Source organism: Wolbachia endosymbiont of Folsomia candida, assembly GCF_001931755.2.
Lineage (GTDB): Bacteria > Pseudomonadota > Alphaproteobacteria > Rickettsiales > Anaplasmataceae > Wolbachia.
On the sequence record NZ_CP015510.2, the window covers coordinates 306,527 to 326,546 of the forward strand.

The following is a 20,020-nucleotide window of genomic DNA, read 5'->3' on the forward strand; positions in this document are numbered from 1 at the left end:
ACCCAATTAAGCAATAAAAAAGGAGAAACTACCGAATGGAATATTACATACAAGAAACAAAATGGGAACAAATTTTTGCATTTTTGAAAAGTGTGAAAGGTATACACAGCAAAGATGAAACGCAACTGAGAAGGTTCGTGGAAGCAGTCTGGTACATGGTCCGAAGTGGTTGCCAGTGGCGTCTTTTAGGAGAAATATATGGTAATTACAGGAGTATACACAGGAGGTTTAAAAAGTGGTGCGAAAAGGGAATTTGGGAAAAGCTATTTAAATATACACAAGATCCAGATTTAGAGGTGCACATGATAGATGGCACAATCGTTCGAGCGCATGCTTGTTCGGCTGGATACAAGAAGGATTCTGGAGCTCAAGAGGCATTGGGACGCAGTAAAGGTGGCTTTACAACAAAAATTCATGCACTTGTCGATGCTCTTGGAAATCCGTTAAAATTTACGCTTACTGCCGGTCAAAGACATGATATTACACAGGCTGAAGCGTTAACAGACAATGTCTATAACTCTATTGTAGTAGCAGATAAGGGCTATGACAGTAACGCATTTATTGGCAGCCTTGAAAGCAAGGGATGTGAGGTCACCATTCCACCAAAAAGGAATCGAAAAGTGCAAAGAGATTATGATAAACATGTTTATAAAGAGCGGCATTTGATCGAGTGTTTTTTCGGTAAAATCAAAAATTTTCGACGGATTTTTTCGAGGTTCGACAAGACTGCTATAGTGTTTATGGGCTTTTTGAACTTTGTTGGTGCACTTATATGGCTACTCTAAAATTTTGTTCACAGAGCCTAGATTAAAGTTAGAAAAGGAAGGCCGAGAAGAAGGGGTTTTAAGGAAAACTCTTGAACTAATAAATGGCAGTAATGTTACCCAAGGTAATACAATCCATGTTGCATCTGTGTGGGGATACACAAGTAAATATGATAAGTTAATTGATGATTTTTATTTTAATTCAACTTATATATACAGGGAACCGTTTTTTATAAAGGAAAGTATTCCTTTGCACTTGCTTGCTGAAAACGGTTATTGTGAGGCAATTCGAAGGATACTAACACATATAGAAGAACATTACCAAGGTAAATTGGCAGAAGCTGTTAATGTTGAGGATAATCATGGTCAAACACCGTTGCATATTGCTGCTGAAAATGGAGAATTGGATGTAGTAGAATATTTAGTAGGTAAAGGTGCTAATATTCACGCTGAGGGAAGTGTCTGGACTCCGTTACACACAGCTGCTTATAGTGGAAAATTAGACGTCGTCAAGTATCTTATTAACAAAGGCGCTGGAGTTAACACTAGAAATAAATATGGTGGTACTTCACTACATAGAGCTGCTTATAGAGGGAATTTGGATGTTGTGGAATATCTAGTGAACAAAGGTGCTGATATTAATGCTAATGCTGTGGAGCCATTTCTTAATGGCACTCCTTTACATTTTGCTATATGTGGTGAAAAACCAGAAATGGCAAAATACCTGATCAATAGTGGCGCTGATGTTAATGTTAAGGACAAAGATGGTAGAGCTATTCTACATATTGCTACCGAAAATGGAGAGTTGGAGATAATTAAGTGCCTTACTAGTAAGAATGCTGATATTGATATCAAGAGTAAGTATGCTGATACACCATTGCATGTTGCTGCTTATAATGGAAAATTAGGTGCGGTAAAATATCTTATCAGTAAAGGTGCTGATATTAACGCTAAAAACAAGAGTGATAGTACACCGTTACACTCTGCTGCTGAGAGTGGTAACATAGATATAGTAGAATACCTCGTTAAAAAAGGTGCTGATGTTAAAGCTAAAAACAAAGGAGCATTTTTCAGTGGTACTCCTCTACATATGGCTGCTTTACGTGGAAGCTTGAAAATGGTAGAGTACATGGTTAGTAAAGGTGCTGATGTGAATGCTAAGAACAAATATAATGAAACTCTGTTGCACTATGCTGCAAGAAGTGGAAATTTAAAAGTAGTAGAGTATTTTTTTGAAAAAGATACTTGTTTTAATATTAAGACTAAAATTGGCAATACTTTATTACACTTTGCTGTTAGAAGTGAAAGGTTAGAAGTAGTAAAATATTTTGTAGAAAAAGGTATTAATGTTGATATTAAGAACAAACAAGATGAGACTCCGCTGTTCTATGCTGCTAGAAATGGAAATCTAGGAATAACAAAATATCTTGTTGAAAAAGGTGCTAATGTTAACGCTAAGGATAAAGATGGGATGACAGCATTGCATTATGCTGCTATAAGATGGAGGGTTGATATAGCAAAAGTGTTGTTAAAGTACAACGCAGATATCAACGCTAAAAATAACGAGGGAAAGACAGCATTATATTATGCCACTAATAGTAATCATAAGGAGCTTGTAAAATTACTTTTAGCTCACAATGCAAATCCTATTTTCGAGTCTACTTGAAAGCATTTAAATCCTGAAAAGGTACGTTAAACACGTTTTTTATTTGTCTTGACAATATATATGACATCATTTACGATAAAAGTTAATAACAATAATTTACATCTATAATGTTTGCAGTAATTGAGACCGGCGGGAAGCAATATTTAGTAAAAAAGGGCAGTATAATAAAAGTAGAGAAATTAGAAGCCGAGGAAGGAAAAGAAGTAGAAATCAGTAAAGTGGTTTGTGTTTCAAATAATGGTTTGTCTTATTCATCTAATGTTACTGTTAAAGCTGAAGTATTAGAGCAGTGCAGAGGTGAAAAAATTATAATTTTTAAGAAGAAGAGAAGAAAAAATTACCGTAGAAAAACTGGTCACAGACAGCATATAACTGTTCTTCGCATTAATGAAATTAATCTTCAAAAGTAAGAGGTAAGATATGGCAACTAAAAAGTCAGGTGGTAGTTCCTGTAATGGTAGAGACTCCGCAGGTCGCAGGCTAGGGATAAAGAAGAATGGGAAAGTTATTCCTGGTAACATAATTGTACGTCAAAGAGGTACGAAATTTCACCCTGGAAAGAATGTTGGTATAGGTAAGGACCATACAATTTTTGCTAAAACAGAAGGTTGGGTTAGCTTTAGAAGATCAGCAAATAAGAAAACTTTTATTGATGTCATCTCAATTGCTGATCGTGTTCAAGCTTCAGCTTAAATAAATCAGGGGTCTGTAGCTCAGGTGGTTAGAGCGCACGCCTGATAAGCGTGAGGTCGGAGGTTCAACTCTTCCCAGACCCATCACTCCTAATACGCGAACTCCTCTCTAGATTAATTCTAGCATAGCCAAAATCCCCTATATTAGCCTACTTTTCATCCCTATACATACGACATTTCGTACCTAATTATTCCCCCCAAAATTCCCGTTTTTTCCCCATATTTGGTTAAATTTCTATTAATTTTCTCTAAAAGGTAGGACATTTTTGCCCATTTTAGAGAAAGTCAATAAGTAAATAATTAAATTTTCTATCACACTAAAGAAAAGGTTTTTCTTAAAATATTTTATTCAAAAAAATGTTGCTTTGTAGATAAATTTGCTTACCATAAAATACTAAATTGAGTATATCTATATAAATATGGTTTTATGCGATGATGAATTGCTCCATGCTATAAAAAAGGTTATAGAGTTTATTAGCAAAGGTAATATTACAACTAATGACATGTCTCTTCTACTCTTAGCCGCTGATCTTAGCCGCTGAGTATGGTCATCTAGATATAGTAAGGTATATTATGGATAAAGGTCTAAGGTTATAGAGGTGATATTCTACATAATATTATTTGTTGTTATTTTAATTATTTTTGATAGAGCAATGTAAAATAATGAACATTTTACGTTCTATTTGATATGTATGATCTATATTTCATTATGGAGATTTATCTTAAAATATAAAATAAAATCCAGTATAATTTAAAAGCAGCTAACATGAAAAGTAAGTTAACAGCATTTGAGAAGTGAGCTTGTGTGCTATGTTTTAAATTTATTGTGATGAGGATAAGGACCTTATTAGTGAACGAACTGCCTTTCGTGACTCTTGACTCTTAATTTCTTTATATTCCCTAACCAACTCTAATATTTCTCTACTGCTTTCATCATCATTATGTTCAAAACTACTCTCTTCATGTAGTTCTGTTGTTACTGGAGGAGTAGGAAGTAAAACTGCAAAATCAACAGACAACGCTGCGGCTATAGAATATAACCTTTCAATTGAAACGCTGTTTTTTCCAGACTCATATTTCTGTATTTGCTGAAATGTAATACCAACTCTCTTTCCCAATGCTTCTTGAGAAAATCCTCTTATCAATCGCCATTCTTTTATTTTTCTTCCCATTTCAGGACAGCCAGTATCGGTTCTTTCCCCTGTACAGGAAGAGTCATTTTTCACATTGGTAATAGTCATTCTAGTCCCTCTTAAAAACTTAAAAAAAAGTTTACACTCAACCTGCATAGTATTGTAGGCTAAAAGTGTTGTAAAGATATTACTTTAATCTAATGATCCTAGAATTTTATTAAATTTTTCTTGCTGTTACATTCCAAGAGTACAACATAGAAACGTTATATTTGAGTAATTTTACTTTCTTAAAGTTTCTTGAATTACAGACTTTTTTTCATGCTTAAAGGAAAGACTTATTGTAAAAAATATCTAGAGCTTTAAGAGTGTGGTCTAAGGCTTTTATCACCTACAAGATTCATATCAGCTTCTTTCTCTACTAGATACAATCTCTAAGAATTTTATAACCTCTGGATTTTAAAAGATTGCTTGCCTAATTAAGTTGCTCTAGGAATGTTACTACCCCTTTATGTTCATTTTTTTTAGCAAGGTCTAGTGGGGTAAAGCCTCCTTCATTTCTGAGATTGATGTTAGCACCATATTTAATCAGTAATTTTACTGCACCTAAATTACCCTTTCCTGCAGCATCATGTAATCCAGTACATTCATATTCTGGCTCAATTAAATTAACTTCTGCTCCATTTTGCAGAAGAAACTCTAAAATACTCAAATAATTTTTTACATAGCCCTGTACAAAAGTATTAAAAATATCAGGATTCTTTGATATATAGTCATCAATTTGCTTAATCTCAATACCTTTTTCTATAAAAAACTCTATTACTTCTGGATAATTTTTTAATGTAGTTTTTAAGTTAGATTCATACATATATAAATCACTATCACTTCTCCTTTCTAGGCATGGTAAAAGATATTCTATAACCTCTTCACTGTCCATTAAAACAGCTTCCATAAGTGGTGTATGTCCTGTATCAGAAGTCATATTAGGATTTGCTCCGTTTTTAACAAGTAGTTTAACTATCTCCAGACTATTTCTTCTTATACCTCGAATAGCTTGTACAAGAGGTGTGTAATGAAAGTTGGTATTAGGATTAGCTTTTGCCATCAGTAATTCTTTTACTATCGCTATATTATTTAATATTATTGCTCTCATTAATGGTGTTTTACCATAATTATCAATATCTGGATCAACTTTTGCTTTGAGCAGTAGATATTGAACTGTTTGTACATCCTGATACTTGATCGCACAAAGTAGAATTGTATCGCCTGTATTATCCTTGACATTTAGATTAGTTTTTACTCTTGCCTTTTCAAGTAATAACTTCACCATATATCTTTGGCGCTCAATGCGTATGCAAGAAAAAGCCCTAAATATAGGTACATCACTTCTATACATCCCTTCTGTAGGGTTAGCTCCTGCTTCCAGTAAGAATTCTACAATTTTTGTATATCCTGCTGTTTCTTTCCCCATCTTTGTATATTCTTTTTTGTCTTTATTCAACTTATCAATATCGCAGACAGGCATATATTCTATAGCCTCACACAGGATAGCATTATTTTCCGCTCTAATATCTACATTCAGTTCGTTTACAAGTAACTTTACTACATCAAGCTTTTTCTCTCTTATAGCAATATATACCATTCTATTGCTTTTCGTATCTACATTCAGCTCGTTTACGAGCAACCTTAATAGATCAAGATTTCCTTCCCCGATAGCAATATGTGTCATTTCATTAATACAATTTTTGACATATTCATTTTTATCCATAAGTGATTTAAGCCTATCTATTTTTTTATTTTCGTATGCTCTCTCTACGATAGTTTTCCCGCTTTTATCTTTAGCTTTAAGGTCAACATTTTGTACATTTACTAATTCTTCAATTTTGTTTACATCCCCTAAATTAACAGCAGAAAATAACCCTTCAATAACGTTAGGATCTTTGTTGCTTATTTTACTTAATATGCTGTATTTAGTAGGAGACTTGTAATGTTTTTCTAATATTTCCATTGCAAATTCTTTGTGTCCATTATAGTAAGCTAGTTCCACTGGTGTTTGATCTTCTGAATCAATAACTCCTTTTAGATAAACGAATTTGCTACATATTCTGAACAAATCTCTGTCTCCTGTTTTAGCTGCATAGCATAGTAATCCAACATAATAAGTACTTTTTACACCACTTATCACCAAAGATCTTGCTACATCTTTATGGCCACACTGATAAGCTATGTCTGCTACTGTTTCTCCATCAAACTTAGTATTAATATCTATACCTTCTTGGATAACTAATCTATTAATTTCTTCAAAATCTCCTTTCTCAGCTGCAGAAAATAATTTTGCAACCATAGTTTCTTTACTCATACAGACCACCATTTAATTTATTAGTAGAATTTAGATATTGTGTTACATTACTGTTTGCTGCAACATCAAGAGCAGTCATACCATCATTGTTTTTTGCATTAACTTCAGCACCACAACTTACAAAGTATTTTACTACATCTTGTTGATGTCTTTTATTTTGAAATTCATGACCTTCAGCAGCCACGTGTAACGGAGTATTTCCTTTATGATTAATAGCATTAACATCTGCGCCTTTCTCTATAAGATGTGAAACTATTTCAAATTTACACTCATGGGCAGCTATGTGTAATACAGTAGAGCCATCTTTAATTGTAGCATTTATATTAGCCTTCTTCTCCAGTAAATACCTTGTTATTTCAATGTTACTGTCTGCAACAGCATCGAATAGTGGCGACCAGCCATTCTCATCAGGAAAATTTGGATCAATTCCTTTTTCTTCTATAAGATATTTGATAGTTTCCATATGGCCGATTGATACTGCATTTGCGAGCATATCATTGCCTTTATAAGTAACATTCTTCTCGTCTATGAGGTACCGTATAACATCTAAGTTACCACTTGAAACGGCTCGGTCAAAAAGGGTCCAATTAAAACCACTTTCAGTCTGCATAGGATCAACAGATTTTTCCTCAAGAAAATATTTAATAAGCTTAAAATTACCGTGCTCAAATGCATAGAACAAAGCCGTATTATCTTGGTCGTCAGTAATCTTAAAGTCAGCACCATTATCTATAAGGAATTTTACTATATCAAAATAGCCCATATCAGCAGCATAATGTAACGGAGTAGAGCCAAATTTGTCTTGAGCATTAATGTCTACTCCTTCACTTATAAGGTATGTAATTAGGTATAAGTTATCGCTTTGAGCAGCCAAATGTAACGGAGTTTTACCTGAATCATTTTGAGTTTTAGCTATACCATATACAGATGTCCTGCTATACCTTGCATCTTGCATCACTTTAGCATTGTAATCAGCAATTTTTTTAGCCTTATCATTCTTTTTAAGATATTCCCTGATAGTATCGATTGATATTACCTTTTCAATTTCCTTTGTCATATAAACCTCACTAAATTAATAACATTATTCCAGTTTACAGATACAGATATTTTTTTTATATTAACTTTATCGCGCAAAAATTGCTATATATATTTGTAATACCATCAATGCGATAACAATAAAACAGCAGATTAATATATTATATAAATTATCTAAAACTCTAATAATTGCTTCTGTATCATCTATGTTTTTTTGAATTTAGTCTTATTATTCTTGTACGATAATACTTGCTATATTAGATATTATTATATATAATAAATCAATAGACGCACATATGTTAACAGTTTGTTAGCATTTGTCACCGTATATTTAAATATTATCTAATGTGATAGAGGGTATTATGGTTAAGAAAAAAACAATTCATCGTAAAAAGTTATCTAAAAAGTTATCTAAAAGGTTATTAAGTGAAATAGTTAGTAAGGATTTACTACCTTATTTAACGGATAAGTCTGCTATGGCTTCAAGTAAAACTGGCTCAATAGAAAAGGCTAACGCATCTACAAAAATAGACTTGGATAGTAAGGTAGAACTACCGGCAAAACCTTCTTTATACCCTGAAAATCTCAATCCTTTCCAAGCAGCTTTAAGTGAAATCAGGCTAAATGAAGATGAAAATATTAAGTTAAACGAATTTTTAGAAAGAGTTATCGCGGCTAAAGATATAGAAGAATTAGACAAAATTGTAAATCAAGCGTTGGACTTAGGGATAAGAATAAATGCACACAACGAAGATGGGTATAGCTTTTCTAATATTGCGATATTTAAGCTGTGTGAAGATAAATTCACGGAAGATAAGCAAGCAAACATAATTAAAAAGTTAGCACTGAGTGGAGCTTACTTTGATAAGAGTTATATACAGGGCAATAAGAACACTATTGAAATTTGCAATAAGGTCGAAAAGGAAGTTGAACCTCAGATATATAATCGACTACAAAAACTCAGGGAAATTGGGGAAAGTGCTGCTATTGAAGGAACAGTAAAAAAGGTTGAATTTGATAATCAGACCTTTTACATGGCATTTTCACAAAATAGCAGAGTCAATGTTGCCAAAGTTGTAAGTGGTGCAAGGGATTTAGGCCTAAGTAGAGGTAACTTAAGTTTAGGTGGCAACATCGTAAGACTAGGTGAAAGTGAAGTAGAAATTAAGACTGAGAAAAACGGTAAAAGAAATTACACGGATATATCAGATACCAGCGCATTTACAGTCACATTTCCTACCACTCTTGGAGAATTACACGTCAGAATTTACCAAGATATAAAAAATTACAATACAATCCAACTTGAAGTAGAAAATAAAGATCTATGGAACAAACTACAAAAAACTGGAGAATCAATAGGACAAGGCTGCCTATTTGGTGGAATGTCTGTTTGTAAAGCAGTAGCAAGTGGAGGCTTCCTTAGGTCTGGTAGATTCTGTGATCAAAAGTCTTGTGGCCAAAAGTCTATGGAAACAATAAAGCCAATCAGTAACTTTAAAAGCAGAGAATCTCTATCTTGGACAGAGAGGTTAGAAGACACAAAACCTGTGATACACGGAATAAGCTAGGTCTGCTTCTGCTGCTCCGCTGAAAGAATACACATTATTAGTGAATGGATAACATTACGTGACATCTCTTCTTTAATCTTTCTGTGTTCTTTCACGAATTTTAACATTTCTTCGCCGTCTATATTACTATTGTCATAATCAAATGTCTTGTTTTTATCATGCAATTCTGCTGCATTTTCAGAAATATTTGTTAAGAAATATGAAATATTAACTGATAAAGTTTCTGCTAATTCGTATAATTTATCAACCACAATACGAGTTACTCCAGTCTCATATTTTTGTACCTGTTGAGGTGAAATGCCAGCCTTTTTTGCTAAGTCTGCTTGGCTTAAACCACAAATTAGTCTTCTCTCCCTTATTTTCTTTCCTATTTGTATGTCAATGGTTGAAATCATAGTAGAAATGCTAAAGAGTAAAAATATTAAAGCAATTTCGATTTTTGTGCAAGTTACTACGAAAGCTGAGACAAGAACTTGGTTAATGAATAAACAAAATCACGTGACTTCTTACTTTTAATTTTGCTATATTCTTTCAATACATCTTCACTCTCTTCATCCCATGGATCTGTTGACTCTATATGTGTGTCAGTGAAGAAACTTAAAATATCAACTGATAAAGCTTCTGCCAGCTCACATAGCCTACTGACCAAAACCTGGTTTGAGCCATTTTCATATCTCTGTATTTGTGTATATGAAACGCCTACTTTTTCTCCAAGCTGAGTTTGGTTCAGTCCACGCATTAGCCTAAAGTGCTTTATTTTTCTTCCTAGCTGTATACTAAGGCTTGACATATCAGTTTAATCATTTACTGTAACTGCTTTACCAATTTATCTCTTTCGCCAGCTAAGTCGGTCACTTTGATATATTTTTCTTCTATTTCTTTCATCTCATCTTCCCGTCTCTCTAAGCTTTCTTTGTCTGCTTTTCCACTTGCGAGTTCTAACTTTAATCTTCTAACCTTATACTCTAGCTCTTCAAATTTTCTATATTTTCCTAGTAGATCTATCATATTATTGATTTTTTCACGTAACTCTTTTTCTTCGATACCATCTTCTATTAACGACAGTAACAACAGGTCTATCTGGTAGTTTATTTCACTTTGAGCAGTAAATATCTTAATCAGGTCAATTGTAGTTTTTTCACTAACTCTTGCTTCATACAAAAAATGATAAAATATTAACTTTTTCTGAAGATAATTTTCCATGTCTTTTATAAGATCCGGTTTTAACTCTTCATAAAACTTTTGCAATAATGTTTCTAGCTCCTTCAAGTATTTCAGGTCTATTCCTCTGATCTCATCAGTTCCCATATCCCTTATTTTCTCTGCTTTTTTGCATTTCCCGTAAATTGATATTTCTAATTCTATTGGACGTTCTAAACAAATACCTTCAGGAACAAGTATCATAAGTAGATGTCTTACTATTTCTACATCATTTGACTTTATTGCTTGATATAGTGCTTTCTCCCTATCTTCTCTCACATCATATAATTCTGAGGAGTCACATGTACTGAATAGATAATTTACATTACCTTCAGGAGTATTAGTGACTATATTCACGTTTCGAAATGGATGGTCTGCATTAGACAATTCGATTGACTCTTTGCCTATTATTTCCTCTATCGCAACTGCAGCCCTGCTTAACATTTTTATTTGGTTAATTTCTTTGGTACTTCTCATTGCTTCTTTAGCTCTAGCCAGTACCTGATAATAAAGATCTTGTCTTTCCTTATCATTTAACCCTTGGCAGTGCTGCTTTAGCTGCTCATCAGAATACAACAAACATTCCATTTCTCACTCCTTTATTCTATAGCAGATTATTTTCTTTAAAGCTGAAATAACCTGTTTCCGTTACAATTATATGATCCACAAATTCTATCCCTAATTTCATACATGTCAAAACTAAATCTAACGTACTTTCTTTATCTTCCTTTGTAGGTTTTAGATCTCGGCTGGGGTGATTATGTGCAACTATAATAGACGTTGCGTTAAGATTTAATCCTTTCCCAATTATCTCTCTTAAGTACATTGGTGTTCTGTCTACAGTGCCAAAATCTTGAATATACTCATAGATTAATTGATAACTTTGGTTTAAGTACATTACCCGTAAGCGCTCTTTTCTTGATTGTCCTATTACTAATTTCAAATAATCCCTTAGTATAACTTCATTATCAATAACGGGTAATTCTTTTAACTGACCTCTTAATATTCTGGCTAGCATTTTCTTGATGCAAAAAATTATTGTAACCATTGAGTCTGTCATTTCCGAGTCTATACTTAGAAGCTGGTGATAATCAGAGTTTATTGCTCCTCCTATACCACCAAAAAAGTGAATCAATTTTTCTGCAATAGCTATACTTTTTGCCAAGCGATTTCCTGAACATATAGCTAATCCCAGTAGCTCATGATCCTCTACTCCATCTTTGCCTGATAATATTATTGTCTCTAGTTTTTCTCTTTCATTTTTTGTTTTATTTTTGTTATTATTCATAAAATTTCCTACTAATTAATGACTAAATTTTTTTTATTATTTACTACGCTTTTCGCGCGGTGGTCGTCATGAAGCCATGGATTTGGGGGGAAGTCAAATCTTTTTTGCAATTTTTTTAAATATTTATTTACTAATGATAATAGAGAAGATATTAATACGCCTATTAAAATTCATTGTCCATAAAAAAGCTTCATTTGCTCATTCCATGAATGTGGTATTTTCTTTAAATCAGCTAATTTCAGATTCCTTGGCTGTGTTCCATTTAGAATATTCTCTTTAATCCTTGGAGCAAGGTAATTTAAACGTAAAATTCGTTGTATATGTCGTACATTAATTTCAGTACAAAGCTCCCTCGTTGTTGCGTATTTTCCTTCTTTTATTTGACGTTGCCATAGATGTGCTCTTACTAATGCTTTCAGTAGTGTATTATCTTTCTTATCATTTTCTTCATTTTCTGGAGCAAGTATCATACATCTACCAACACTTTTCTTTAACTGTAGCTGCCTAAATAGAGAAATTTCTCCATTTTTTACCTGCATCCTTGTTGTACTTTCTTTTTTCTTACATAACAATATCTCTTCATCTTTAAGCTGCATAGGCATACGATAGCTCCTGTAGGTCTTTTACTTTCACACTTAGCTCTATTCCATCATCTCTTATCCAAACTGTCTTAACCAATTGCTTGATTATCTCTTGCTGTTTGACTGGAAATAAATTACTCCACATTTCACCAAGTTCTTTTAACCTTTTTGTTTCATTAATATCTGTAAGCGCTTGTTCAGAGTTTGCCAGTAGGTATCTTATTTCCTCTATTACGTACTTTTCTACCTCCCCTGCTGCTATTGTTCGATTACTTGATGGACAGTGAATTCCTCTTACATGATTACGACAAACATAGTACCTATAGCTTTTGTTTCTTTTTCTTGTATGTGTTGCTGCCATACTGACGTTACATGAATGGCATCTTATTACCCCTTTCAGTAACATCTCTTCATACTTTAGCACATACTTTGCTTGGCGTGTTCTTATTATCTTTTGTGCTTTATTCCATAGCTCCTCATCGATTATTGCTTGATGTTGCCCTGGATAGCACTTTTCCTTGTATTTTACTTTTCCTATATACGTAGAATTAGTTATTATTCCTCTAACTGTTGCTTTTTTGAATTCTCCTCCTCCGTAAGTCTTTCCTGATTTTACCTTTCGTTCTTTTACTCTATATCCTTGGCTGTTTAATTCTTTTGCCACTGCAGCCATTGATTTCAGCTCAATAAATCTTTCAAAAATATGTTTAACTACTGTTGCTTCTTCCTCATTAATAATTAGTTTTTTTTCTTTAGCATCGTAGCCAAGTGGTACCACACCACCCATCCATATTCCTCTTTGCTTTGATCCAGCGATTTTTATGCGAATATGATCTCCTACTGCTTTTCTTTCTCGTTGAGCAATACCTAAATTTAAATATAACATGAACTCATTATCTGTGCTTTCTTCATTTAAGTATGGCTCTGTTACTGATCTAAATCTTACTCTATTCCTATTAAAGCGATCTGATATTACTCTGATAAAATCTACTAATGACCTTGTTAGTCTATTTAGCTTGAAAACTATTACATAATTAACTCTTCCTATTTCTATATCCTGTAGTAATTCTCGTAAACCTGGTCTATCTAGATTACCTCCTGAATACCCTCCGTCATCATATCTTTTTGATAGTAATTCCCAGCCTTCTTGTTTATTTGCTGCAAAATATTCTTCACACACTGACCTCTGTGAATCTATACTATTAAATGCTTGTTCTAACCCAGATTCATCAGACTTTCTCGTATAAATTGCACAACGAACTTCCTTACTCATTTATTCTTTCTCCTTGAAAAATACTAAACCATTCCAATGACTGCCTGTGATTCTGTTAGCAACTGCAGAAAGTGATGTATAAGCCTGACCTTTATAAACCAATCCCACCACTGTAACTAATACTTCATGACGTTCTCCTTTATATTCACGAATAAGTTTTGTACCTGGCCTTGGTAGGTTGCTGCTACTCAAGCCTTTACCTTTCTCCATTTGGTTTGCTAGATCATTAAGTTTTTTGGTTGATTTTCTTGATAATTCACCATATGCTATTTCCTGTAACCGATAAGCAATTCTTGTGATTAAATACTTTCGGCAATATGGTGGTGCATCAGATTGAAATAAATCTTTCCAAATTGCCCTAAGTTCTTTTAGTGTTTTACTCTCTAAAGATTTTACCTCATCAACAATAGATGTATTCACTTGTCTTTTACCCCCTTTATTTAAAATTTATACTGTTTGCTCTTTAGCTCCGGTGCTACCTTATTTTTCTCCTTTTTATAAATTGCTATAGCTTTCAACTTATTTGCCACTCCATTGCATGCTTATATTTTTCCATTGCCCATTGTGATTTCCATAGTAAGCTAGATATCAGGCCTTTAGTCTCGTGCTTTAAGAAAATTACTTCTGCTCCTGCTTGATGAAATTCCCTTACTAGTTTAATTTGGTCTGCAAATTTCTCAGATAGATCATCAGGAGAATATACATATATTTTTTCAATTCTACCTTTCGCTACTTGATATCTTAAGCTTTCCAGCTCAGCTTTACCGATGAATTCATTTTCCTCCAACAAATCATGTCCATCCTTGATAATCCTATTTTTCAACTCTTCAATTTGTTTTCTTTGCTTTTTTGATACGATATATAAACCTACTACTTCCATTTGAACCTCCATTGCTTCCCCTCCTTTTTAAAATTTATACTGTTTGCTCATTAGCTCTGGAAAGCTTTCGGTGCTATCTTTATATGCAGTTAGCTCCTCCACTATCTCTTTAACACCAGCCTTGTGAGCTAAATTTATAGGTGTATACCCCTTATGGTCTCTCACATTCAGATCACCTCCTGCCTCCAGTATTGCTCTAATATTTCCTATCTCCCTCATAAATACAGCTTCATGCAGCGGAGTCCTTCCTATATGATTTTGAGCATTAACATTTGCCCCTCCTTCTATTAGCTTTATTACTGCATCTTTGCAGCACATTGTGCTTGCCCAGTGCAATGGTGTATATCCAGAACAGTCAGTAGCGTTTACATCAGCTCCTTCCTCTAAAAGCGCTTGAATGGTTTCTGCATTCTCTGCAAGAGCAGCATCATGTAACGGAGTTCTTTGTTCCTTATTTTTAACGTTAACATCTGCTCCTTTTTCTATTAGTAATTTTACTCTTTCATAATTAGAAGATCTTGCTGCTAAATGTAATACAGTTTCACCATACTCATCTTGTTCATTAATTCCATAAAATGAGTTTGCTAATAATTCTTGAATTCTTTTGTCTAATTTACTCATGGTTACCCCCATAAAATTGCCTCTTTTAACGCCAAGCAAATTTGTTTTATTTACTTGATGTTATTCTAGTATATTCGCTTTTGCTACTAAAAGCAAGTTATTTGTACACTCTGTGATTGAAATTAGCTCTTTTTTAATATATATTAGAATATTGATATATATAATTAATATATTGATAATCAATTGCTAATCTTTTTAAGCTTCTTTAACTATAAATTAATGGTATTTTTTGTCTTTATCGTCTTTTACACTTGGTTCTTTATCGTCTTCTACATCTGGTTCTTTATATTTTTTTTGCTTAAGTTCTTCAATTTCTTCTGCATATAAATTTTTCACTGCTGATGATATTTCTTTTATAAGATGATCACCATAAAAATTCGCGAATTCTTGTACACCTGTACCAATCCTATCTATTATCTTTCCTCCATATTTTTTGATCAGCTCTGCTAACTCTGGTTGATCTTTAGCGCGAAATAATGGACTGGTTCCAAATCTGTCTATAGCGTTAACATTTGCGCCTGCTTTTAGCAGCTCTTTTACTGTTCCTTTAGCATTACCGCCTTTCTCTCTAAATAACCATACAGACCCACTCGCAAGATGTAATGGTGTAGAACCATTATAGTTTGTACAATGAACATCAGCTTCTGCTTCTATGAGTGCCCTAACGTTCCTTACCTTTCTTGCAAGTGCAGCTCGATGTAGTGGTACTTCTCCTTCATTATTTTCAATATTAATATTAGCACCTTTTTCTATCAGTAATTTTACTGTTTTATAGCTAGAAAATTGTGCTGCTAAGTGTAATATTGTATTACCATTTTCATCTTTTGAATTTATATCCTCGAATGAATTCTTTAATAATTCCCTAAGTCTTTTATTTAATTCCCTCATCTTAACCCCCAAAATTATAGCCTTTCTAACGCCAAGTAAAATTTGTATGTTTACTTAATCGTTATTACTATTATATTCTAGCTAAGCGCTAAAGGCAAATTATTTTTTCAATCACGCATACGTATTTAACTAAATATTAATATATATGAAAATATAAGCATATATGGTTAGTATATTAAGCTAATTAGCTGTATGTCCTTCCAAGAACGGTTCAAGTGCCTATGCTCGTGCCACAAAAGTACACCTGGGTAAAGTACCACTACATAATTTTCTAGTTCGTGAATTGGATCATCCTGTTTTGGATCTGAGTCATTATTGCAGTTTACATGGTATTCGGTCAGGTTAAATTCTATAACTTTTTGATCAGTAAAATTCTTTGCCTTATAGTGATAGGTAACGCTGAATCTTTAGTTTGTTTTTTTTAAGGTGGATTTGACATAAATTATCTATAAGATTAATGTTTTTTATATTGAAATATACGATTTTATAAAATGGCTATCTATGGAAGAACTTGGTGGGGAGAGAAATGGCTTCAGTGTTTCAATAGAATTGATTATGATAATCGCCTATCACGTGGTAGGACTTGTGCTAATACTGGCCGAGCTTTTGGTGTTAAAATTAATGGCCACATAGTTACAGCTAAAGTTCATAGCTCAGGATCTTACCCATATAAAATTCGTGGTTCAAAACCTCAACCATATCAAGTAGAAATTATACTTAATGAATTAAGTCCATCAGAACAACGCACTATTCGTCAGATTATTGAAACATCACCTTCTATATTATCTAAATTAATAAATAGGCAATTACCAGCCAGCTTATTTGATAAGCTTAGTGATCTTGGGATTAAATTATTTCCTTCAAATTGGAAGGAGATGAATGCAAGTTGCAGTTGTCCTGATTGGGCTATGCCTTGTAAACACATTGCCGCTGTAATTTATCTTATTGCTGCAGAAATTGATAAAAACCCCTTCATAATTTTTAATATTCATAATTGTAATTTGTCAACGCTTATCGATGATTTTGGAAATGGAAAATTAGAAAATGCTCAAAATGTCTTAATGATCAATAATGTACTTAAAACTTGTCCTCAAGTTAGAATACACACAACTTTTAACCAAGCAATTTTAAATGATATTGATTTATCAGCTATTCCTAACCTTTTTGATTGCATCAGTGGTATTTTAACAGACAATCCACTTTTCTTTGAAAAAAACTTTCATAATATCCTGCAGATAGCATATAAGCATTGGCAAAAGCATCCAGCAGGAAAAGTAGGGTACTATGGTTATCTCCAACGTTCTAAGAAGAAACTATCAGAGGAAGAATTATTTACAAAAAAATGGGGAAATATTGAGAATTGGGAAACATTTCAACTATCTATTAATGATCAGCATTACCTTACTCAAGCGAGCAATGGTGCAACTAATTTGTTTATGCTCAGTAAAAATATATTGCAAGATATAGCAAGGTTTTTGAAAGATATTCCTAACTCGTTACTTCACAAGCTTAACCCTGAACTTCGCTTTATGCATATGATTTCACAATTTGCACGTATCATGATGGAAAAATCAGCTTTCATACCACAGATATTACAGAACAGAAGAGAAGAAGTCATAATCAGGTGGATTCCAGCATTATCCAATGCTTCAGTTAAGGAGATTCATAGAAAGATGGCATCTATTTGTCCACCTCTATTGATCAAATATCAAGAAACTGCTCTGGAACCAGAGAAACAAGTGAATGTTGCTATCTCTCTTGTCCTTTTAGGGTATATAACAGATAACTTTCCTACATCACTCTCTAAGTATAGAGATAAGTGCATCTTTGAGTTATTCTTTACTGGAAATTCATACAAGTTTACTAAATTTAGCAACAAAGAAATACCACAAGCAATTAATCTCTGGTTGTCACGCCTTTATTTAGCAGATAAGGCTTATAAATTCTATCTAATGATAAAAGATCACAATGAAAAATTTGAACTTGAGGTAAAGTTATCACTGGATGATGAGAAGTCATTCATAAAGCTGGAAAAAGCACTTTCTAATCAAAACATAAAGCTTAGTATTTTATCTGATCTTGCACTCTTATCTCAATACATACCTGAATTAGAAAAAGCGATTGATAGCAATAGCAAGTTATCATTTAACTTAGATGATTTTGCACCATTGTTTCTGGGTATTTTACCAGTGCTAAGAGCTATAGGAATCACAGTTATTTTGCCAAAATCTTTACAAAAAATCTTCAAGCCAGAATTAAGCCTTAATGTATCTGCTAAAGATAAAATAAAAGAAGATCGAGAAAGTTTTTTAACGCTTGAAAGTTTGTTGAAATTTGATTGGAAAGTAGCAATAGGCGATAAAAAAATAAGTGTTAAAGAATTTAAAAAATTGCTAAAAGACTCTCGTGGACTTGTGCGCATTGTCGATCAGTATGTGCTTTTGGATGATAAAGAGGTAGAATCTTTACTCAAAAAACTTGATAAAACACCTAATTATTTAAATCAAGCAGAACTTATGCAAGCTGCTCTGACTGGTGAAATGAACGAAGCTAAAGTAGCATTTGACCATCAGCTTACAAACTTATTTAGTAAACTTAACACTTACACACCTGTTAACACGCCAAATAATCTAATAGCACAGCTACGCCCATATCAAGAACGTGGATTTAGTTGGCTTATACAGAATATAGAAAGCGGGTTTGGTAGTATAATTGCTGATGATATGGGCCTTGGTAAGACTATACAAGTTATTGCAGCTATTCTATATTGCAAAAATACAGGATTTTTAGATGAAAAAAGAGTTTTAATAGTAGCACCAACAAGTATCTTAAGTAATTGGCAACGAGAGATGGAGCGTTTTGCACCAGAGTTGAAGTTTTTCATTTATCATGGACAAAATCGAGAATTAGCCAGTGATTATGATGTAGCACTCACATCCTACGGTCTTGCACGTCGTGACAAAAAAGAACTCAACAAAATAAGATGGTTTTTGCTCGTGATTGATGAAGCACAAAATATAAAAAATCCTAATACTGAACAAACCAAAGCAATTAAAGCTATTGAGGCAACACATAGAATAGCAATGAGCGGTACTCCTGTTGAGAATAGGTTGCTTGAGTATTGGAGCATTTTTGACTTTATCAATAAATCTTATCTTGGTACTTCTGCGCAGTTTAGAACACGCTTTGCAACACCGATTGAAAAGGAAAGGGATAAAACTTGTCTAGAAAGGTTTATGAAAATCACTAGTCCTTTTATGTTACGTAGACTTAAGAATGATAAAAGCATTATTCAGGATTTACCAGATAAAATTGAGAATAACCGTTATTGTGCACTTACTTCAGAGCAAACAGCACTTTATCAAAAGGTTGTTGATACAACTATGGAGAAGATAGAAAAGAGTGATGGAATTGAACGTAAGGGTCTAATCTTCAAGCTCATCAATGCTTTAAAACAAATTTGTAATCATCCATCACAGTACGGCAAGAAAAAGCATGCAAGTATTGAACAATCTGGTAAAATGCAGATGCTAGAAGAAGTATTGACTGGGATTAGTGATCTTGCAGAGAAATCATTAATATTTACTCAATATACTGAAATGGGTGAAATTATATCTAAGTTACTTGAGGAAAGATTTAAATCAAAAGTGCCATTTTTACATGGAGGACTGTCTAGAAAAGCACGTGATACAATGATTAATGACTTTCAAAACTTATTCCAGTCCAACATCCTTATAGTGTCTTTAAAAGCTGGAGGAATAGGACTTAATTTAACAGCAGCAAATCATGTAATACATTATGACTTATGGTGGAATCCAGCAGTGGAAGCGCAAGCAACAGATCGAGCTTATCGTATTGGACAAGAGCGTAATGTTATGGTATATAGACTACTTTCAACAGGTACCTTCGAAGAGCGTATTGATGAGATGATTCAAAGCAAGAAGGAATTAGCGAACCTTACCATAAGTAGTGGTGAGAATTGGATTACAGAATTTAACAATGATCAATTAAGAGATTTAGTTAATATAAAAAATGCACTATAAAAGTTGGCTAATAAAATTCTTGACCTTATGGA

Annotated in this window: 21 protein-coding genes and 1 tRNA gene; 9 read left to right on the forward strand and 13 right to left on the reverse strand. The window is 33.3% G+C overall.

Annotation, left to right across the window (positions count from 1 at the left end):
• Positions 1 to 35 precede the first annotated feature (35 nt).
• The 7 genes from ASM33_RS01455 (at position 36) to ASM33_RS08890 (ending at position 3,719) form a co-directional block, all read left to right on the forward strand.
• Positions 36 to 785 (forward strand): IS5 family transposase, encoded by a 750-nt coding sequence (locus tag ASM33_RS01455; protein ID WP_110409356.1) that lies wholly within the window; start codon positions 36 to 38, stop codon positions 783 to 785.
• Between the two features lie 4 nt (positions 786 to 789).
• Entirely contained in the window at positions 790 to 2,430 is a 1,641-nt protein-coding gene (locus tag ASM33_RS01460; protein WP_162297598.1) for an ankyrin repeat domain-containing protein, read from the forward strand.
• Positions 2,431 to 2,537: 107 nt separating this feature from the next.
• A complete protein-coding gene (gene rplU, locus ASM33_RS01465) occupies positions 2,538 to 2,840 on the forward strand; it encodes a 50S ribosomal protein L21 (protein WP_110409354.1) in 303 nt (100 codons plus the stop codon).
• Between the two features lie 10 nt (positions 2,841 to 2,850).
• Entirely contained in the window at positions 2,851 to 3,123 is a 273-nt protein-coding gene (rpmA, locus tag ASM33_RS01470) for a 50S ribosomal protein L27 (RefSeq protein ID WP_110409353.1), read from the forward strand.
• Positions 3,124 to 3,132: 9 nt separating this feature from the next.
• Positions 3,133 to 3,206: transfer RNA gene (locus ASM33_RS01475), tRNA-Ile, on the forward strand.
• Positions 3,207 to 3,541: 335 nt separating this feature from the next.
• On the forward strand, positions 3,542 to 3,664 hold the full coding sequence (locus tag ASM33_RS08790) for a hypothetical protein (RefSeq protein ID WP_257791005.1): 123 nt from the start codon (positions 3,542 to 3,544) through the stop codon (positions 3,662 to 3,664).
• Positions 3,651 to 3,719 (forward strand): hypothetical protein, encoded by a 69-nt coding sequence (locus ASM33_RS08890; protein ID WP_410543249.1) that lies wholly within the window; start codon positions 3,651 to 3,653, stop codon positions 3,717 to 3,719. The genes ASM33_RS08790 and ASM33_RS08890 overlap by 14 nt, the downstream gene beginning before the upstream one ends.
• Before the next feature lie 224 nt (positions 3,720 to 3,943).
• Here ASM33_RS08890 and ASM33_RS01480 read toward each other — a convergent pair whose 3' ends face one another.
• The 3 genes from ASM33_RS01480 to ASM33_RS01490 all read right to left on the reverse strand — a co-directional run bounded on the left by ASM33_RS01480 (position 3,944) and on the right by ASM33_RS01490 (position 7,668).
• Positions 3,944 to 4,363 carry a helix-turn-helix domain-containing protein gene (locus tag ASM33_RS01480; RefSeq protein WP_157956356.1) on the reverse strand — a complete coding sequence of 140 codons (420 nt, stop codon included), beginning with the start codon at positions 4,361 to 4,363 and terminating at the stop codon, positions 3,944 to 3,946.
• 364 nt (positions 4,364 to 4,727) lie between these two features.
• Complete coding sequence (locus tag ASM33_RS01485) at positions 4,728 to 6,611, reverse strand: ankyrin repeat domain-containing protein (RefSeq protein WP_162297599.1); 1,884 nt, start codon at positions 6,609 to 6,611, stop codon at positions 4,728 to 4,730.
• On the reverse strand, positions 6,604 to 7,668 hold the full coding sequence (locus ASM33_RS01490; protein ID WP_110409350.1) for an ankyrin repeat domain-containing protein: 1,065 nt from the start codon (positions 7,666 to 7,668) through the stop codon (positions 6,604 to 6,606). Before ASM33_RS01490 ends, ASM33_RS01485 begins: the two co-directional genes overlap by 8 nt.
• Positions 7,669 to 8,008: 340 nt before the next feature.
• Between ASM33_RS01490 and ASM33_RS01495 the strand changes: the two genes are divergently transcribed.
• Positions 8,009 to 9,214, forward strand: coding sequence for a hypothetical protein (locus ASM33_RS01495; RefSeq protein WP_110409349.1), 1,206 nt, complete (start codon positions 8,009 to 8,011; stop codon positions 9,212 to 9,214).
• Here ASM33_RS01495 and ASM33_RS01500 read toward each other — a convergent pair.
• The 10 genes from ASM33_RS01500 to ASM33_RS01545 form a co-directional block, all read right to left on the reverse strand.
• Positions 9,211 to 9,609: a helix-turn-helix domain-containing protein gene (locus tag ASM33_RS01500; RefSeq protein ID WP_110409348.1), complete on the reverse strand. Its 399-nt coding sequence runs from the start codon at positions 9,607 to 9,609 to the stop codon at positions 9,211 to 9,213. The two genes, ASM33_RS01495 and ASM33_RS01500, sit on opposite strands and share 4 nt — an antisense overlap.
• Positions 9,610 to 9,665: 56 nt before the next feature.
• Positions 9,666 to 10,004, reverse strand: coding sequence for a helix-turn-helix domain-containing protein (locus tag ASM33_RS01505; RefSeq protein ID WP_237342929.1), 339 nt, complete (start codon positions 10,002 to 10,004; stop codon positions 9,666 to 9,668).
• A 14-nt stretch (positions 10,005 to 10,018) separates the two neighbouring features.
• Positions 10,019 to 11,002 carry a hypothetical protein gene (locus tag ASM33_RS01510; protein WP_110409347.1) on the reverse strand — a complete coding sequence of 328 codons (984 nt, stop codon included), beginning with the start codon at positions 11,000 to 11,002 and terminating at the stop codon, positions 10,019 to 10,021.
• A 16-nt stretch (positions 11,003 to 11,018) separates the two neighbouring features.
• Positions 11,019 to 11,702: a JAB domain-containing protein gene (locus ASM33_RS01515; RefSeq protein ID WP_110409346.1), complete on the reverse strand. Its 684-nt coding sequence runs from the start codon at positions 11,700 to 11,702 to the stop codon at positions 11,019 to 11,021.
• 170 nt (positions 11,703 to 11,872) lie between these two features.
• Entirely contained in the window at positions 11,873 to 12,304 is a 432-nt protein-coding gene (locus tag ASM33_RS01520; protein WP_110409345.1) for a hypothetical protein, read from the reverse strand.
• Positions 12,288 to 13,556, reverse strand: a complete 1,269-nt coding sequence (locus ASM33_RS01525; RefSeq protein ID WP_110409344.1) for a recombinase family protein — start codon at positions 13,554 to 13,556, stop codon at positions 12,288 to 12,290. Before ASM33_RS01525 ends, ASM33_RS01520 begins: the two co-directional genes overlap by 17 nt.
• Entirely contained in the window at positions 13,557 to 13,976 is a 420-nt protein-coding gene (locus ASM33_RS01530) for a DUF2924 domain-containing protein (protein WP_110409343.1), read from the reverse strand. It lies immediately after the preceding gene.
• 94 nt (positions 13,977 to 14,070) lie between these two features.
• Complete coding sequence (locus ASM33_RS01535) at positions 14,071 to 14,448, reverse strand: recombinase family protein (protein ID WP_110409342.1); 378 nt, start codon at positions 14,446 to 14,448, stop codon at positions 14,071 to 14,073.
• Positions 14,449 to 14,463: 15 nt separating this feature from the next.
• Positions 14,464 to 15,057, reverse strand: coding sequence for an ankyrin repeat domain-containing protein (locus tag ASM33_RS01540; RefSeq protein WP_157956358.1), 594 nt, complete (start codon positions 15,055 to 15,057; stop codon positions 14,464 to 14,466).
• Between the two features lie 216 nt (positions 15,058 to 15,273).
• Positions 15,274 to 15,945, reverse strand: coding sequence for an ankyrin repeat domain-containing protein (locus ASM33_RS01545; RefSeq protein WP_110409340.1), 672 nt, complete (start codon positions 15,943 to 15,945; stop codon positions 15,274 to 15,276).
• Between the two features lie 491 nt (positions 15,946 to 16,436).
• On the opposite strand from ASM33_RS01545, the gene ASM33_RS01555 reads away from it, so the two are divergent.
• Positions 16,437 to 19,988 (forward strand): DEAD/DEAH box helicase, encoded by a 3,552-nt coding sequence (locus ASM33_RS01555; RefSeq protein ID WP_110409339.1) that lies wholly within the window; start codon positions 16,437 to 16,439, stop codon positions 19,986 to 19,988.
• Positions 19,989 to 20,020 lie beyond the last annotated feature (32 nt).

Bases quoted from the DNA above. Each gene is read 5' to 3' on its own strand.
- ASM33_RS01455 (WP_110409356.1), top strand. From the start codon at position 36: ATGGAATATTACATACAAGAAACAAAATGGGAACAAATTTTTGCATTT.
- rplU (WP_110409354.1), top strand. From the start codon at position 2,538: ATGTTTGCAGTAATTGAGACCGGCGGGAAGCAATATTTAGTAAAAAAG.
- rpmA (WP_110409353.1), top strand. From the start codon at position 2,851: ATGGCAACTAAAAAGTCAGGTGGTAGTTCCTGTAATGGTAGAGACTCC.
- ASM33_RS08790 (WP_257791005.1), top strand. From the start codon at position 3,542: ATGGTTTTATGCGATGATGAATTGCTCCATGCTATAAAAAAGGTTATA.
- ASM33_RS01480 (WP_157956356.1), bottom strand. From the start codon at position 4,363: ATGACTATTACCAATGTGAAAAATGACTCTTCCTGTACAGGGGAAAGA.
- ASM33_RS01485 (WP_162297599.1), bottom strand. From the start codon at position 6,611: ATGAGTAAAGAAACTATGGTTGCAAAATTATTTTCTGCAGCTGAGAAA.
- ASM33_RS01490 (WP_110409350.1), bottom strand. From the start codon at position 7,668: ATGACAAAGGAAATTGAAAAGGTAATATCAATCGATACTATCAGGGAA.
- ASM33_RS01495 (WP_110409349.1), top strand. From the start codon at position 8,009: ATGGTTAAGAAAAAAACAATTCATCGTAAAAAGTTATCTAAAAAGTTA.
- ASM33_RS01500 (WP_110409348.1), bottom strand. From the start codon at position 9,609: ATGATTTCAACCATTGACATACAAATAGGAAAGAAAATAAGGGAGAGA.
- ASM33_RS01505 (WP_237342929.1), bottom strand. From the start codon at position 10,004: ATGTCAAGCCTTAGTATACAGCTAGGAAGAAAAATAAAGCACTTTAGG.
- ASM33_RS01510 (WP_110409347.1), bottom strand. From the start codon at position 11,002: ATGGAATGTTTGTTGTATTCTGATGAGCAGCTAAAGCAGCACTGCCAA.
- ASM33_RS01515 (WP_110409346.1), bottom strand. From the start codon at position 11,702: ATGAATAATAACAAAAATAAAACAAAAAATGAAAGAGAAAAACTAGAG.
- ASM33_RS01520 (WP_110409345.1), bottom strand. From the start codon at position 12,304: ATGCCTATGCAGCTTAAAGATGAAGAGATATTGTTATGTAAGAAAAAA.
- ASM33_RS01525 (WP_110409344.1), bottom strand. From the start codon at position 13,556: ATGAGTAAGGAAGTTCGTTGTGCAATTTATACGAGAAAGTCTGATGAA.
- ASM33_RS01535 (WP_110409342.1), bottom strand. From the start codon at position 14,448: ATGGAGGTTCAAATGGAAGTAGTAGGTTTATATATCGTATCAAAAAAG.
- ASM33_RS01540 (WP_157956358.1), bottom strand. From the start codon at position 15,057: ATGAGTAAATTAGACAAAAGAATTCAAGAATTATTAGCAAACTCATTT.
- ASM33_RS01545 (WP_110409340.1), bottom strand. From the start codon at position 15,945: ATGAGGGAATTAAATAAAAGACTTAGGGAATTATTAAAGAATTCATTC.
- ASM33_RS01555 (WP_110409339.1), top strand. From the start codon at position 16,437: ATGGCTATCTATGGAAGAACTTGGTGGGGAGAGAAATGGCTTCAGTGT.